The organism is Pseudoxanthomonas sacheonensis, assembly GCF_031455975.1.
Lineage (GTDB): Bacteria > Pseudomonadota > Gammaproteobacteria > Xanthomonadales > Xanthomonadaceae > Pseudoxanthomonas_A > Pseudoxanthomonas_A sacheonensis_A.
The window spans coordinates 123,262-138,723 of sequence record NZ_JAVDTT010000001.1 but is presented as its reverse complement, the minus strand read 5'-3'; the positions used below and the strand labels follow the sequence as shown (position 1 = coordinate 138,723).

At 64.7% G+C, this 15,462-nt stretch carries 10 protein-coding genes and 1 riboswitch; of the genes, 7 read left to right on the top strand and 3 right to left on the bottom strand.

Translation table 11 applies throughout. From position 1 onward, the window contains the following. Positions 1-88 precede the first annotated feature (88 nt). Together J2W94_RS00590 and J2W94_RS00585 are read right to left on the bottom strand one after the other, a co-directional pair. Complete coding sequence (locus J2W94_RS00590; RefSeq protein WP_310089662.1) at positions 89-904, bottom strand: UDP-2,3-diacylglucosamine diphosphatase; 816 nt, start codon at positions 902-904, stop codon at positions 89-91. Continuing rightward, entirely contained in the window at positions 901-2,616 is a 1,716-nt protein-coding gene (locus J2W94_RS00585; RefSeq protein WP_310089661.1) for a GNAT family N-acyltransferase, read from the bottom strand. The genes J2W94_RS00590 and J2W94_RS00585 overlap by 4 nt, the downstream gene beginning before the upstream one ends. A gap of 223 nt (positions 2,617-2,839) precedes the next feature. On the opposite strand from J2W94_RS00585, the gene metK reads away from it, so the two are divergent. From metK to J2W94_RS00555, 6 genes are all read left to right on the top strand, one after another. After that, positions 2,840-4,051, top strand: a complete 1,212-nt coding sequence (gene metK / locus J2W94_RS00580; RefSeq protein WP_310089660.1) for a methionine adenosyltransferase — start codon at positions 2,840-2,842, stop codon at positions 4,049-4,051. 162 nt (positions 4,052-4,213) lie between these two features. Next, entirely contained in the window at positions 4,214-5,758 is a 1,545-nt protein-coding gene (locus J2W94_RS00575) for an SDR family NAD(P)-dependent oxidoreductase (protein ID WP_430540528.1), read from the top strand. Between the two features lie 263 nt (positions 5,759-6,021). Beyond that, positions 6,022-6,648, top strand: a complete 627-nt coding sequence (locus J2W94_RS00570; RefSeq protein WP_310089659.1) for a CDP-alcohol phosphatidyltransferase family protein — start codon at positions 6,022-6,024, stop codon at positions 6,646-6,648. A gap of 4 nt (positions 6,649-6,652) precedes the next feature. Then, positions 6,653-7,246, top strand: coding sequence for a lysophospholipid acyltransferase family protein (locus J2W94_RS00565; RefSeq protein WP_310089658.1), 594 nt, complete (start codon positions 6,653-6,655; stop codon positions 7,244-7,246). Beyond that, positions 7,243-8,232, top strand: a complete 990-nt coding sequence (locus J2W94_RS00560; protein ID WP_310089657.1) for a phosphatidate cytidylyltransferase — start codon at positions 7,243-7,245, stop codon at positions 8,230-8,232. The genes J2W94_RS00565 and J2W94_RS00560 overlap by 4 nt, the downstream gene beginning before the upstream one ends. 54 nt (positions 8,233-8,286) lie before the next feature. After that, positions 8,287-10,161: an ATP-binding cassette domain-containing protein gene (locus J2W94_RS00555; protein WP_310089656.1), complete on the top strand. Its 1,875-nt coding sequence runs from the start codon at positions 8,287-8,289 to the stop codon at positions 10,159-10,161. 675 nt (positions 10,162-10,836) lie between these two features. Here the strand turns inward: J2W94_RS00555 and ppc are convergent. Continuing rightward, positions 10,837-13,545, bottom strand: coding sequence for a phosphoenolpyruvate carboxylase (gene ppc, locus J2W94_RS00550; protein ID WP_310089655.1), 2,709 nt, complete (start codon positions 13,543-13,545; stop codon positions 10,837-10,839). Between the two features lie 267 nt (positions 13,546-13,812). After that, a riboswitch (S-adenosyl-L-homocysteine riboswitch) is annotated at positions 13,813-13,940 on the top strand. Between the two features lie 36 nt (positions 13,941-13,976). Here ppc and ahcY point away from each other — a divergent pair. Then, positions 13,977-15,407 carry an adenosylhomocysteinase gene (gene ahcY, locus J2W94_RS00545; protein WP_310089654.1) on the top strand — a complete coding sequence of 477 codons (1,431 nt, stop codon included), beginning with the start codon at positions 13,977-13,979 and terminating at the stop codon, positions 15,405-15,407. Positions 15,408-15,462: the final 55 nt, after the last annotated feature.

The window sequence follows — 15,462 nt, the reverse complement described above, 5'->3', positions numbered from 1 at the left end:
GGCGTAGGAGCGACGTGAGTCGCGAAGGACAACGGCGCGGTTGATCCTTCGCGACTCACGTCGCTCCTACGCGCCTATGCATCCGGCGTCACGCCGCTCTAGGAAGATCCTGCATCACCAGCCGCAGTCGGGCCGGCAACGCCGCCAGAAGCTCGCCGGTATGCGAAAGCAGGCAGAGGCTGCCATCGGCTTCCTCGCTCAAAGCGGTCAGGCTTTCCACCCAGTCGCCGTCGTTGGCGTAGATCAGACCCTCGCGTTGGATCAGGGCCGCACGGTGGATGTGTCCGCAGATGATGCCGTCCAGGCCACGTCGGCGGGCATCGTCCAGTCCCGCCTGCACGAAACGGGTGATGTAGCGTTCGGCCGCGACGCTTTGTCGTTTCAGATATTCGGATAGCGACCAGTAGCGCAGGCCGAAGCGCTGGCGCAACCCATTGACGATCTTGTTGCCGGTCAGGATGCGGTAGTACAGCCAGTCGCCGAAGCGCTCCTGCAGGCCGCCGAAATGGGTGACCGCATCGTAGTCGTCGCCATGGGTGACCAGCAGGCGGCGTCCGTCGGCGGTGACGTGGATGGCGCGGCGGCGGACCTGCATGGCAGGCAGCACCAGTCCGCAGAACCGGCGTATGGGCCGGTCGTGATTGCCGGGGATATAAATCAGCTCGGTGCCTCGTCGGCGCAAGGCGTGCAGGGCCTCGACCACGCGGTTGTGAGCATGATTCCAGGTCGCGCGCTTCTGCGCCATCCACCACAGGTCGACGATGTCGCCTACCAGGTAGAGCTGGCGACAGTGCAGGGTTTCCAGGAAATCGGCGAACTGCGCCGCATGGCAATGCTTGGAGCCCAGGTGGACATCGGAGACGAACACCGCCCGGCGCATCGCCAAAGCCGCAGCCGCCTTCATGCGGCTGCCTCCGCTTGGGAGGCAACTTCTTTCAGGTAGCGGGCGCGTTTCTTCGGGCGTATGCGCTGCAGATCGACCTCGATCAAGCCGTCGATGGAGTCGCTGAAAGCCGGGTCCACGCCAAAGGCGAGAAAACGGGCGCCACCCGGTTCGCATAGCTCGGTGTATTGCTTGTAGAGCATGGGAATAGTGGCGCCCAGCCTATCCAGGTTCGCCTTCAGCACACCGAACGCGGTCTCGGCGTCGAGTTCGCCGAACGAGGGCGGCGCATCGCGGTACTGGAAGGGATGCCGCGACACCGCCCTTCCTTCCACCTCGCCGTGATAGCGGGCGTAGTAGGCGACGATCTGCTCGCGCGCCGCCAACGGCAACGCCGCGCTTAGGGAAACCGCGCCGAACAGGTAGCGCACATTCGGATGCCGGCGCAGATAGGCGCCTATGCCCTGCCACAGATAATCGATGCTGCGGCTTCCCCAATACTCCGGTGCCACGAAACTGCGGCCCAGTTCCATGCCCTCGGCCAGGTGCGGTACGACGTCGTCCGCGTATCGGAACAGCGAGGCGGTGTACAGACCTTTCAAGCCATGCGTCGCCAGCGTCGTGGCTCCACGCGCGATGCGATAGGCACCGGCGATCTTCCTGGCGGCCTCGTCCCATAGCACGATGTGTTCGTAATGCGCGTCGTAGGAATCGATGTCCAGGGCATCGCCGGTACCCTCGCCCACCGCCCTGAATGTCAGCTCGCGCAGGCGGCCGATCTCGCGCAGCAGCGGCGAACCGGTCCGCAGACGGCCCACGCAGATGCGCTTGCCGTCGCTGGTCTCGCCCAGGATTTCCAGCGCGCGCATGGCGTCGCCCAGCACGCGCGGATCGACGGGCGTTATGAGCGCCTGCTGCGACGGCGCATTCTCTTCGCTTTTCTTGCCTAGCGAGTACAGAGTGCGGCGCACCCGTGCCAGCGCGGCTTCCGGTTCGGCGGTGCGATCCATCCGCATCACCGATCCCACACGCAAAGCGATGCGCCGCCCGCTGCGCTTGAACATCTCGCGCGCCAGCAGCGCCGTTCCCACCGGCTTGGACAATGCCGAAGCGCCGTAGAACAGCGCCGAGTTGCGCGCCTGTATCCGGACCGGCAGCACCGGCGCGTCGTTATCCATGGCGAAACGCAGGAAACCCCGGCGCCAGCGTGTGTCGGTGATGCCGCGCGCGCCCAGGCGCGACACTTCGCCCGCGGGGAACACGATCACGCATTGCTCTTCGCTCAAAGCCTGGTCGATCGCCGCCAGGCTTTGCGCACTGGGCTTGCCGCCCAGGATCCGCACCGGCAACAACAGCTCGCGCAGGCCTTCGACCTGGCTGAGCAGATCGTTGGCCACGATCTTCACATCGGTGCGCACGCTGCCGACCAGATGCAGCAGCGCCAGGGCATCCAGCGCGCCGGAGGGGTGGTTGGCGACGACCAGCAGTCTGCCCGATGCGGGGATGCGGCTCCGTTCCACCTGGTCGACGGTGTAGCGCAGATTGAGGAATCCGAGCGCAGCCTCGATCAGCGCGAAGCCGGTCAGGTGCGCATGACTGTCCAGGAATCCGTAGACATGCTCCAGCCGCGACCATTGCGCCAACCCGCGCAGCAACGGCCGCGCGACGGCGGCGCGACGACCGCGGAACCAGTGCGGATAACGTTCGGCCAGTTGCCGTTCCAGGGTGTTCATGAGCATCGTCCCGCAGCCCGCCCTCGGCGGGTTTCGCCGGCAGCCTGCCCGCGGCGGGCGTCAGGCTGGTTGCGGTTTTGCGGCAGCCAGGTGACAGGCGACCGGGTCGGCTGCGCCGATTCCTTAACGCCAATCCCCTCCTGAACCGGCACAATGCGCGCTCGACCGGGTGCGTGTATCATGCGCACCCATCTTTTCATCTCGATCAAGGGATATAAGCCGAATGTCCAACTACCTCTTCACCTCCGAATCGGTCTCCGAAGGCCATCCGGACAAGGTCGCCGACCAGATTTCCGACGCCGTGCTCGACGCCATCCTGGCCCAGGACAAGCGCGCGCGCGTGGCCTGCGAAACCATGGTCAAGACCGGTGTGGCCATCGTGGCCGGTGAAATCACCACCAGCGCATGGATCGACCTGGAAGCGTTGACCCGCAAGGTGATCGTGGACATCGGCTACGACAGCTCCGAAGTCGGTTTCGACGGCGCCACTTGCGGCGTGCTGAACCTGATCGGCAAGCAGTCGCCCGACATCAACCAGGGCGTGGACCGTAAGAAGCCCGAAGAACAGGGCGCTGGCGACCAGGGCCTGATGTTCGGCTACGCCACCAACGAGACCGACAGCTACATGCCGGCCGCGATCCATCTGTCGCACCGCCTGGTCGAGCAGCAGGCCAAGATCCGCAAGCAGAAGAATTCCAAGCTGCCGTGGCTGCGTCCCGATGCCAAGTCGCAGGTCACCCTGCGCTATGAAAACGGCAAGGCCGTGGCCATCGACGCGGTGGTGCTGTCCACCCAGCACGATCCGGACGTGAAGCAGAAAGACCTGGTCGAGGCCGTGCGCGAAGAGATCCTCAAGCCGGTGCTGCCGGCCAAGTGGCTGCACAAGGGCACCCAGTTCCACATCAACCCGACCGGCAAGTTCGTGATCGGCGGCCCCGTCGGCGACTGCGGCCTGACCGGCCGCAAGATCATCGTCGACACCTACGGCGGCTGGGCCCGTCACGGTGGCGGTGCGTTCTCCGGCAAGGACCCCTCGAAGGTGGACCGTTCCGCCGCCTACGCCGCGCGCTACGTGGCCAAGAACGTGGTCGCCGCCGGCCTGGCCGACCGTTGCGAAGTGCAGGTCAGCTACGCCATCGGCGTGGCCCACCCGACTTCGATCTCGGTCACCACCTTCGGTACCGGCAAGATCTCCGACGAGAAGATCGAAAAACTGATCCGCAAGTATTTCGACCTGCGCCCGTACGGCATCCTGCAGATGCTGGACCTGATCCATCCGATGTACCAGCAGACCGCCGCCTATGGCCACTTCGGCCGCAAGCCGAAGGAATTCACCTACACCGACGGCGCCGGCAAGAAACACACCGCCACGTCGTTCTCGTGGGAGAAGACCGACAAGGCCGAAGAGCTGCGCAAGGCCGCTGGCCTGAAGTAAAAAAACGCAATGTCATCCCGAACGAAGTGAGGGATCTGCTGTTGAAGCGCGGTGAAGCGGATCCCTCGCTACGCTTGGGATGACAAAGTTGGAGAATACGGGCCTGCAAAGGCCCGTATTCTTTTTCAGGCTTCGCAACACCACCGTATTACTGGAACGCCCGTGACTGCCGAAACCCACCTGGAGCAGACCCTGCAGCTGCTGGAGTCCATTGCCGCCGACCGCACCGCGCTCGACGGCTGGCCTGAAGAAGAGCGCGTGCGTCTGCACAAGGCCATCGCCTCGATCTACCACCCCGAGCCGAAGCTGCGCAGGAAGAAGACCAAGGAGCTGGAACGCGAGCGCCACGCCGAGAAGCTGCGCCGCGCCGATGCGCTGCTGGACCAGACCGGCATCCGCGCCTTGCGCCGTGCGCCGGTGTTCACCACGCCCAACTATTTCCCGCCGGCGGGGTTCGTCGCCCAGGACCGCGCCGAAGACGTGCGCGAACCGCTGGAATCGCCCGAGTTGCGGCATTGCTACGTCTGCAAGAAAAAGTACACGCGGGTCCACCACTTCTACGACCAGATGTGCCCCGAGTGCGCGGAGTTCAATTTCACCAAGCGCACCGAACTGGCCGACCTAACCGGGCGTGTCGCGCTGCTGACCGGCGGACGGGTGAAGATCGGCTATCAGGCCGGGCTCAAGCTGCTGCGCGCCGGCGCGCATCTGATCGTCACCACGCGCTTCGCGCGCGACTCCGCGGCGCGGTATTCGCAGGAGCCGGATTTCGAACAGTGGGGCCATCGACTGGAAGTGTTCGGCCTGGACCTGCGCCACACGCCTAGTGTGGAAGCGTTCTGCCGCGAACTGTCGGCCAAGTATCAACGCCTGGACTTCATCGTCAACAACGCCTGCCAGACCGTGCGCCGCCCGCCCGAGTTCTACGCGCACATGATGGAAGCCGAGACCGCCGCGCTGCGCGACACGCCGGAACACGTGCGCAAGCTGCTGGGCAGCTACGAAGGCCTGCGCAGCCACGATCTGCTGCCGGAAGCTTCGGCCATGCAGGTCGCGATCAAACAAGCCGCGGTCAAACAGAGTTTTCCCGAGGTGGCGGGCCTCACCCACGCCGCCGAACTTTCGCAGGTGCCGCTGCTGGCCGAGGAGCTGCTGGGTCAGAAGCACCTGTTCCCCGAAGGTCGGCTGGACCAGGACTTGCAGCAGGTAGACCTGCGCGGCCGCAATTCATGGCGACTGCAAATGGCCGAAGTGCCGTCGGTCGAGCTGCTGGAAGTGCAGCTGGTCAACGCCATCGCGCCTTTCCTCATCAACGCGCGTCTCAAGCCGTTGATGATGCGCACGGCGGACCGCGACAAGCACATCGTCAATGTGTCGGCGGTCGAAGGCCAGTTCTACCGCAACTTCAAGACCACGCGGCATCCTCACACCAACATGGCCAAGGCGGCGCTGAACATGATGACGCGCACCGCCGCCGCCGATTACCACGGCGACGGCATCCACATGAACAGCGTCGACACCGGCTGGGTGACCGACGAGGATCCGGTGGAGCTGGCCGCCCGCAAGACCGTGGAGGAACGCTTCCACCCGCCTCTGGATATCGTCGACGGCGCGGCCCGCATCGTCGATCCGATCATCCACGGCATCAACACCGGCGAACATGTCTGGGGACAGTTCCTCAAGGACTACCGGCCGACTGATTGGTAATTGCAGACCGAAAGCTAAACTTCTCTCCTCTCCCCTTGTGGCGCCCGGAGGGTGTGCAAGGCTGAGAGGATGCCCGTAGGGCAGGAGAGGGGTGTGCGAGCGCAGCGATGCGTGCTTTTTGTGGATTTTCCTCGCTAGAGTTCGCATCGCTATTCGTCATAGCGAGCTCCGGCCCCACCCTCTCCCGGCCTTCGGCCACCCTCTCCCATCAAGGGAGAGGGGAGCAAATCGCTAGCCGCCCGCCCTTCGGCTACTATCTCCCGATGGGGAAAGACGACAACCGCAGGCCGATAGCCGCGCGAGCCAGTGGCTGGGCGCGCGCGCTTAGCGCGTCCCTGGCGCGCTCGTCGATCACGCCGAACCAGATTTCGGTGATCAGCATTTTCTTCGCGGGCGTCGGCGCGATGATGCTGACCTGGGGGATTTCGCCATGGGGTCTGTTGCTTGCGGCGGTTTGCGTGCAACTGCGCCTGCTGTGCAACCTGCTGGACGGCATGGTCGCGGTGGAAGGCGGCAAGCAGACGCCGACAGGCGCGCTCTACAACGAATTCCCTGACCGCATCGCCGATTCGTTGCTGATCGTGGCCCTAGGCTACGCCGCGATGCATCCGTGGCTCGGCTGGCTGGGTGCGCTGCTCGCCGCACTTACCGCCTACGTCCGCGTATTCGGTGGCAGCTCGGGCCTGGTGCAGGACTTCCGCGGACCCATGGCCAAGCCGCACCGCATGGCGGTATTGACCCTGGCCTGCGTGATCGGCGCGGCGGAACTGCACTGGAACGGAACCCGCCACGCACTGCTGGCGGCTGCCATCCTGATTGCCGCAGGCTCGGCACTGACCTGCTTCACCCGCATCCGAGCCCTCGCCGCACGTCTGCACGAAAAGGGCTGAGGTGATGTTCTCGCGCCTCCTGGTGTTCTGCGTGCAGATCTTCCTGGGCGCCTATCCACGCTGGGCGGGCTCGCACCCCACGGGCAGACAGCGCATCTACTTCGCCAACCATGCCAGCCACGTCGACACGGTGGCGCTGTGGTCGGCCCTGCCCCCGCGCCTGCGCAGGCGTACGCGCCCGGTGGCGGCGCGCGATTACTGGGGCAGCGGAATACGCAACTTTGTGGCGCGCAACGGTTTCAACGCTGTGCTGATCGAACGCAACCGCGAGCAATGCGAAGGCGACCCGCTGCAGCCCTTGTACGACGCGCTGGCAGACAAGAGTTCGCTGATCCTGTTTCCCGAAGGCACACGCAATAGCGAGCCGCAGCCGCTTCCCTTCAAATCGGGGCTGTTCCACCTTGCGCAGCGTTTTCCGGAGGTCGAGCTGATCCCGGTATACCTCGACAACGCCCGCCGCAGCATGCCCAAGGGCAGTCTGCTGCCGGTGCCGCTGATCTGCACGGTGCGTTTCGGCCCGGCGCTCCCGCGCATCGACGGGGAAGAAAAACAGGACTTCCTGCGGCGCGCGCGCGAGGCAGTGGTGGCATTGGCATGAACACGAATTTCTCGTCCGGAAGTCTGTCGTTGGACGACTTCCTGCATACCGCCCTCGCCCGCGCCCCACAGAAATTCTGGTGGGTGATCGCCGGGGTCATCGGCGTACTGCTGCTGGCCAGTCTGATCGGCTGGATATTGGCCAGACGCAAGCCGGGGCCGGTAGTCGACAACCTCAATGCGCGCGTGCGTGCGTGGTGGGTCATGGTCGGCGTGCTGGCCGCCTGTTTCCTCCTGGGCAAGATCGCGACGCTGGTGCTGTATGCGCTGCTTTCGTTCTTCGCGCTGCGGGAGTTCCTGACCCTCACCCCGACACGGCGCGGCGACCACTGGTCGCTATGCCTTTGCTTTTATGTCGCCATCCCGCTGCAGTACTGGCTGATCGGCATCGATTGGTACGGATTGTTCGTGATGTGCATCCCGGTGTTCGGATTCCTGCTGCTGCCCGCGGTCTCCGCGCTGTCCGGCGATACCGAGAACTTCCTGGAACGCAACACCAAGGTCCAATGGGGCCTGATGCTGACCGTGTACTGCCTGAGCCATGCGCCAGCGCTGATGCTGCTGCGCATTCCCGGTTACGAGGGACAGAATCTGTTGCTGCTGTTCTACCTACTGCTGGTGGTGCAGCTGAGCGACGTGCTGCAGTACGTCTTCGGCAAGCTGTTCGGAAAACACCTGCTGGCGCCGCTGGTGAGCCCCTCCAAGACGGTGGAAGGTCTGGTGGGCGGCGGCCTGTCGGCCGCGGGCGTGGGCGCGGCGCTGTGGTGGATCACGCCCTTCACGCCGCTGCAATCGGCCCTGCTGTCGCTGCTGATCGTGCTGTGCGGCTTTCTGGGCGGGCTGGCGCTGTCGGCGGTCAAGCGCAGCCTGGGGGCCAAGGACTGGGGCGAGATGATCGAAGGGCACGGCGGCATCCTGGACCGGCTGGACTCGGTGGTGTACGCCGCGCCGGTATTCTTCCACGTGGTGCGCTACCTGTACCAATGAACGGGTCGCGGGATCGCTGCGAGCTTGGGGCTGCCGCGCCGGGTACAATGGCGCATGTCCCTCATGCAATTGCAGCGCGTCGATTTCAGCATCGGCGGACCGCTCCTCCTCGAACACGTCGATCTCACCCTGGAACCCAACGAGCGCGTCTGCATCGTGGGGCGCAACGGCGCGGGCAAATCCACCCTGATGCGGCTGCTGGCCGGCGAAATCACGCCGGACGACGGCGAAGTACGCCTGCAGAACGGCGTGGTGGTCGCGCGGATGGCCCAGGAAGTGCCGCAGGACACCGCCGGCACCGTCTTCGACGTGGTCGCAGAGGGTCTTGGCGACCTGGGCCACCTGTTGGCGCTCTACCACCACGCGCTGCACGACGGCGACATGGAGGCGATGGGCGACGCCCAGGAGAAAATCGAGGCCCAGCACGGTTGGGACCTGGATCTGCGCGTGCAGCAGGTGCTGACCAAACTGGAACTGCCGGAAGACGCCGACTTCGCCGCACTCTCGGGCGGCATGAAGCGCCGCGTGCTGCTGGCCCAGGCGCTGGTGCGCAAGCCCGACATCCTGTTGCTGGACGAGCCGACCAACCATCTGGACATCGACGCGATTGCCTGGCTGGAAGGCTTCCTCAAGCAGTTCGAAGGCAGCATCGTCTTCGTCACCCATGACCGCAGCTTCCTGCGCGCGCTGGCCACGCGGATCGTGGAAATCGACCGCGGCCAGGTGACCAGCTGGCCGGGCGACTACGAAAACTACCTACGCCGCCGCGAAGAGCGCCTGCACGCCGAAGCGCAGGAGAACGCCCGTTTCGACAAACTGCTGGCGCAGGAAGAAATCTGGATACGCCAGGGCATCAAGGCCCGCCGCACCCGCAACGAAGGCCGCGTCACCGCCCTGAAAGCGCTACGTCGCGAGCGCTCGCAGCGACGCGAGCTGGGCGGCAACGTCAACATGGCTGTATCGGCCGCGCAGAAATCCGGCAAGAAGGTCATCGAGATCGAAGGCATCACCCAGGCCTACGACGGACGCGTGCTGCTGGACAACGTGTCGACGACGATCCTGCGCGGCGACCGGGTCGGCATCATCGGGCCCAACGGCGCAGGCAAGTCCACGCTGCTCAAGATCCTGCTCGGCGAGCTGCAGCCGCAAGCCGGCGAAGTCGCGCTGGGCACCGGGCTGCAGGTCGCCTACTTCGACCAGCACCGCAGCCAGCTCAACGACAGCCTCAACGCGTTGGAAAACGTGGCCGAGGGTCGCGATTTCATCGAGATCAACGGTACCCGCAAGCACATCATCGGCTATCTGCAGGATTTCCTGTTCTCGCCCGAGCGCGCACGCGCGCCGATCACCCGCCTGTCCGGCGGCGAACGCAACCGTCTGCTGCTGGCCAAGCTGTTCGCCCAGCCCTCCAACCTGCTGGTGATGGACGAACCCACCAACGACCTGGACGTGGAAACCCTGGAACTGCTGGAAGAACTGCTGGGCGAGTACAAAGGTACCCTGCTGCTGGTCAGCCACGACCGCGAGTTCATCGACAACGTGGTCACCAGCACGTTGGTGCTGGAAGGCCAGGGTCGCCTGGCCGATTACGTGGGCGGTTATACCGACTGGGTGCGGCAGCGTCCGAACGCATTGTTCAACGCGGAATCCGCTGCGCCTGCCAAGGCATCGCCCAGCCCGGTGCAGACTGCTGCGGCTGCCATCGAACCGAAGCGCAAGCTCAGCTACAAGGACGCGCGCGAGCTGGAGTTGCTGCCCGCCCGGATCGAACAGCTGGAAGCCGACATTGCCGCGCGCACTGCTTCGATGAACGATCCTAAGTTCTATCAGCAGGATAGCGCCGCGATCCTGGCCTTCAACGAAGCGTCGGCGAAGCTGCAGGCCGAGCTGGAACACGCCTACCAGCGCTGGAACGAACTCGACGCCTGATATCTCGGCTGCCGTAGGAGCGACGTGAGTCGCAACCGTAATCGAGAATCAGTGTTCGCGACTCACATCGCTCCTACGACAGGACGCGCATGGCTGACCGCGTGGCTCAACACGAGAATCTAAACCCTGCAAGGCTTTCTGCTTTCTGCTTTCTGCTTTCTGCTTTGCTTTGAATCTGACAACCCGTGAGGCGCGGCAAGTGTGGCGGGACAAACCCCGCAGGGGCGGCGCACAAGGATGTGCGCCGTTTTCGAAAGGGGCAGGATGCCCCGTCCGAAAATTCCCGATGCACTTGCGGACCCAGCGGCCTTATCGCTGGGCGCGCCGTAGGGCGGCTTTCTTTTGGTTACTTTTCTTTGCCGTTCAAAGAAAAGTGACTCGCGCAACGCGCGAAACGCTTTTGCACTTCAGCAAGCAAAAGCCAAAGTCGCCGGGTCCCCGCCCCCGACTAAAGCACTCGAGGGCAGCCTCTTCGCGGGGATGACGGCAGGAGCAAGATCAAAAGCACCCCTCCTCAATCCTCCCCTGCGCTGCGCGCAAGGGAGGACGTAGAAGCAGAAGCAGGCACGAGCAAACGCAAGGTCAAAATGGATCCCAGCTTGCGCTGGGATGACGACTGACGGTATCCCGGGTCTGTTCTGCAGGGCAGAACGCGACGTATGCCAGTAGTGGCCACTAACCCGTGTTCTGCACACCCTGCGACACCCCATTCACGCTGGCCACCAGCACGCGCAGCAACGCGTCGTCCTCGCGCCCACTGTCGCGCCAGCGCTTCAGCAGATCGACCTGCAACACGCTGATCGGATCCACATAGGGATTACGCAAGCGGATCGACAACGCCAGCCGCTGGTCGTTCTGCAGCAGCCACTCGTTGTCGTTGAGCCGCAGCACCCACTTCTTGGTCAGCGCCAGCTCGCGCTCGATCAGCGGGAAGAACTCCTCGTGCAACGGCCCGGCCATGCGCGAGAACATCGCCGCGATGCTCAGATCGCCCTTGGCCAGCACCATGGAAATATCGTCCAGGAAGGTCTTGAAGAACGGCCAGTCGCGGGCCATTTCCCGCAACGTCTCCTCCCCGCCCGCCTTGATCACCGCCTGCAGTCCGCTACCCACTCCGAACCAACCCGGAATGACTGCGCGCGACTGGCTCCAGGCAAATACCCAGGGAATCGCCCGCAGATTGGTCAGCGCCGCGTCTTCGCCCAAGCGCCGGGACGGCCGCGACCCCAGCGTCATGCGTTCGATCACGTCGATCGGCGTGGCCTGGCGGAAATAGTCCATGAACTTCGGCGCACCCACGAAGCCGCGATACGCCCGCGTGCTTTCCTTGGCCACCATGTCCATGACTTCCCGCCACTTCGCTTCCCGCGGCTCCAGCGGACGCGGGCGCAGGCTGGACGCCAGCACCGCGCCGGTCGCCTGTTCCAGCGAACGCAAAGCGAGCGCGCGGATGCCGTACTTGCGATGGATCACCTCGCCTTGTTCGGTCACGCGCAAACGGCCGTCCACGCTGCCGCGCGGCGACGCGTCCACTGCGCGCGTGGTCTTGCCGCCACCGCGGCTGATGGAACCGCCGCGGCCGTGGAAGAAGGTCAATTTGATGCCCAGTTCCTTCGCCGCCTGCAGCAGTTCCACCTGCCCGCGCTGCAATCCCCAGCGCGAGGCGGCGATGCCGCCGTCCTTGCCGCTGTCGGAATAGCCCAGCATCACCATCTGCACGTTATCGCGCGCCGCCAGATGGGCGCGGTAGACCGGATCGGCTAGCAGATCCCGCAAGGTATCCGGGCCGTGTTCCAGGTCGTCCACGGTCTCGAACAGCGGCGCGATGTCCAGCGGCACGTTGCCTTGCCCATCGACTAGTCCGCCGCGCCTGGCCAGCGCAAGCACCGTCAGCACGTCGGCGCGATTGTGCGCCATGCTGATGATGTAGGCGCCCAAGGCATCGGTGCCGTGCAGCTGCCTGGCTTCGGAAAGCGCGGCGAATACCGCATCCATGCGCAGGCCGATCTCGTCGTCGTTGTTGGGCAGAACGGTTTCGCCGCTGGCATAGAGCCCGAGCAACGTTCCCCTTTCCACCGCATCGCGCGATTCCCATTCCTCGTCTTTCAATGCAGCCGCGACCGCACGCGCATGCACGCTGGATTCCTGGCGCACGTCCAGCCGCGCTAGGTGGAAACCGAAACTGCGTACCCGCCACGCCAGACGGCGCACCGCGAACCAGCCCGCATGCACACCGCGGTTCTGTTCCAGGCTGTGCAGGATCAGGTCGACGTCGTCGGCGAATTCGCGCGGGGTGGAGTAGCCCTCGGGCGCGTCGTCCAAGGTCGCTTGCAAGCGCGCGCGCATCAGGTCGTTGAGCAGACGGTAAGGCTGGTCGGCGTGGCGCGGCTTGGAGCGCGAGGCGGCCTGCGGCAGCAGCGCACGATAACGCTCGACCTGCGCTTCCACTTCAGGCGATACGCCGACCATGTCCTTGGACTGGCTCAAGAGCGTGGTCAGCTGACGCAGCTCCTTCAGATACAGCTGCAGCACCGAACGACGTTGCGCGCGCAGCGTCGCCGCGATGGTGCTCCCGTCGACGTTGGGATTGCCATCCATATCGCCGCCCACCCAGGTGCCGAAACGCAGCAGCCGCGGCACGTCGATGGTCTTGCCGAAGGTCTCGACCAGCGAAGTCTCCAGGGTTTCGTACAGCACCGGCATGACCCGGTACAGAACGTTGGTGACATAGAAGCCGACATGTTCGCGCTCGTCTTCCACGCCCGGGCGCACCGGCGAGGAATCGGCGGTCTGCCATGATGAAGTCAGCGCCATGCGGAAGCGGGCGATGTCGGTGGCGCGTTCGCCGGGCGTGCGCTGGCCGTCTAGGTCGTTGACCAGGCTGGCGACCATCAGCTGTTCCTTCTCCAGCAGCGCCCGGCGCACCGCCTCGGTCGGGTGCGCGGTGAACACCGGCTCGATGTCGATGCGCGGCAGCCACTCGGCCAGCTCCTCCAAAGTCACGCCCTGCGCTTTCAGCTTGATCAGCGCATCGTGCAGACCGTCGGGTTGCGGCGCGCTGCCGGCGCGCTGGTAGTCGCGGCGGCGACGGATGCGGTGCACACGCTCGGCGATGTTGACCACCTGGAAATAAGCGCTGAAAGCGCGAATCAGCGATTCGGCGTGGTGCGGCTCCAGTCCGGCCAGCAATCCGGCCAGCGAAGCCGGCGGCTCGTCGCCCTGGCGCCGGGCGATGGCGGCGGTGCGGACCTTCTCCACCTCCTGCAAGAATTCCGGAGACACCTGCTCGGCCAGCATGCCGCCCACCAGCGCGCCCAGGCGCCGCACGTCGTCGCGCAACGGCAGGTCGGGAGCGGCGAATTCGAGGCTGCGTGGATCGTTCATCAGCAGGTGCGTCTCGCAAAGCAGGTGGGAGGCCGAAGCCTAACCGAAGCCGCGGGCGTTTTGTGCATTGCGGCATCGGGGACGGCCGCTTGTCCCAAGACAGCAAAATGGGCGCTTGCGTGCCTCTTCTGAGTCACCCGGATGTCCCTACGGAAACCCGCCATTCGGTGACCGGGTCCGCCGGGCCAACCGCCCTGGGGCATGGCCGGACATCGCCGCATCCTCCGTATATCCTTTCATCGCGAATAAGAGATATAATAGCCAGCCTTCGCCGAGGGGCGCTGCGACCGAGACATGTGCGAATCCTTCCGCAAGAGCCCGCACCTCCATGTGCAGGAGCTCAACATAGTCCGGCCAGGCTCGGTGAACAGTTCCTGCAACGGCGCCCGGATAACATGCGGTCCAAGACCGCAAGCACCCGGAGCAATGCCATGAACGCAGTACGCAAATTCTCGACCGACGGCGACTATAAGGTTGCCGATATTTCCCTGGCCGATTGGGGCCGCAAAGAACTGGACATCGCCGAGCACGAGATGCCGGGCCTGATGTCGATCCGCAGAAAGTACGCCGCCGCCAAGCCGCTCAACGGCGTGCGCGTGACCGGCTCGCTGCACATGACCATCCAGACCGCCGTGCTGATCGAGACGCTGAAGGACATCGGCGCCGACGTGCGCTGGGCCTCCTGCAACATCTTCTCGACCCAGGACCACGCCGCCGCCGCGATCGCCGTCACCGGCACGCCGGTGTTCGCCTGGAAGGGCGAGTCGCTGGAAGAGTATTGGGACTGCACGCTGGACGCGCTGACCTTCCCGGGCGGCAAGGGTCCGGAGCTGGTCGTCGACGACGGCGGCGACGTCACCCTGCTGATCCATAAGGGCTATGAGCTGGAAAACGGCTCGAAGTGGGTCGACGAACCCGCGTCCTCGCACGAGGAAGGCGTGATCAAGAACCTGCTCAAGCGCGTGGCCAAGGAGCGTCCCGGCTTCTGGCACACCGTGGTCAAGGACTGGAAGGGCGTGTCCGAAGAAACCACCACCGGCGTGCACCGCCTGTACCAGATGGTTGAGAACAAGTCGCTGCTGGTCCCGGCCATCAACGTCAACGACTCGGTCACCAAGTCCAAGTTCGACAACCTGTACGGCTGCCGCGAGTCGCTGGCCGACGGCCTGAAGCGCGCCATGGACGTGATGCTGGCCGGCAAGGTCGCCGTGGTCTGCGGCTACGGCGATGTGGGCAAGGGTTCGGCCCACTCGCTGCGTGCCTACGGCGCGCGCGTGGTGGTCACCGAGATCGATCCGATCAACGCCCTGCAGGCCTCGATGGAAGGCTTTGAAGTCAACACCGTGGAAAGCACGCTGGGTCGCGGCGACATCTATGTCACCACCACCGGCAACAAGGACGTGCTGACCATCGAGCACCTGAGCCACATGAAGGACCAGGCCATCGTCTGCAACATCGGCCACTTCGACAACGAGATCCAGGTCGACGCGCTCAACGAGTTCCCGGGCGTGGTCAAGCTCAACATCAAGCCGCAGGTCGACAAGTACACCTTCAAGGACGGCCGCGCGATCTTCCTGCTGGCCGAAGGCCGCCTGGTCAATCTGGGTTGCGCCACCGGCCATCCGAGCTTCGTCATGTCCAACTCGTTCTCCAACCAGACTCTGGCGCAGATCGACCTGTGGGCGAACAAGGACAGCTACGAGCCCAAGGTCTATATCCTGCCCAAGAAGCTGGACGAGGAAGTGGCGCGCCTGCACCTGGAAAAAATCGGCGTGAAGCTGACCACGCTGACCACCGAACAGGCCGCGTACCTCGGCGTGGACGTGGACGGTCCGTACAAGCCCGAGCACTACCGCTACTGATTGACGCGTCGGCGCATCTCGCGCCGACTTTCAGTTCGTCATTCCCGCGCAGGCG

Excerpts from the sequence above, each read along its gene's own strand:
- J2W94_RS00565 (WP_310089658.1), top strand. The coding sequence starts at position 6,653 with ATGTTCTCGCGCCTCCTGGTGTTCTGCGTGCAGATCTTCCTGGGCGCC.
- J2W94_RS00570 (WP_310089659.1), top strand. The coding sequence starts at position 6,022 with ATGGGGAAAGACGACAACCGCAGGCCGATAGCCGCGCGAGCCAGTGGC.
- J2W94_RS00585 (WP_310089661.1), bottom strand. The coding sequence starts at position 2,616 with ATGAACACCCTGGAACGGCAACTGGCCGAACGTTATCCGCACTGGTTC.
- ahcY (WP_310089654.1), top strand. The coding sequence starts at position 13,977 with ATGAACGCAGTACGCAAATTCTCGACCGACGGCGACTATAAGGTTGCC.
- ppc (WP_310089655.1), bottom strand. The coding sequence starts at position 13,545 with ATGAACGATCCACGCAGCCTCGAATTCGCCGCTCCCGACCTGCCGTTG.
- J2W94_RS00560 (WP_310089657.1), top strand. The coding sequence starts at position 7,243 with ATGAACACGAATTTCTCGTCCGGAAGTCTGTCGTTGGACGACTTCCTG.
- metK (WP_310089660.1), top strand. The coding sequence starts at position 2,840 with ATGTCCAACTACCTCTTCACCTCCGAATCGGTCTCCGAAGGCCATCCG.
- J2W94_RS00555 (WP_310089656.1), top strand. The coding sequence starts at position 8,287 with ATGTCCCTCATGCAATTGCAGCGCGTCGATTTCAGCATCGGCGGACCG.
- J2W94_RS00590 (WP_310089662.1), bottom strand. The coding sequence starts at position 904 with ATGAAGGCGGCTGCGGCTTTGGCGATGCGCCGGGCGGTGTTCGTCTCC.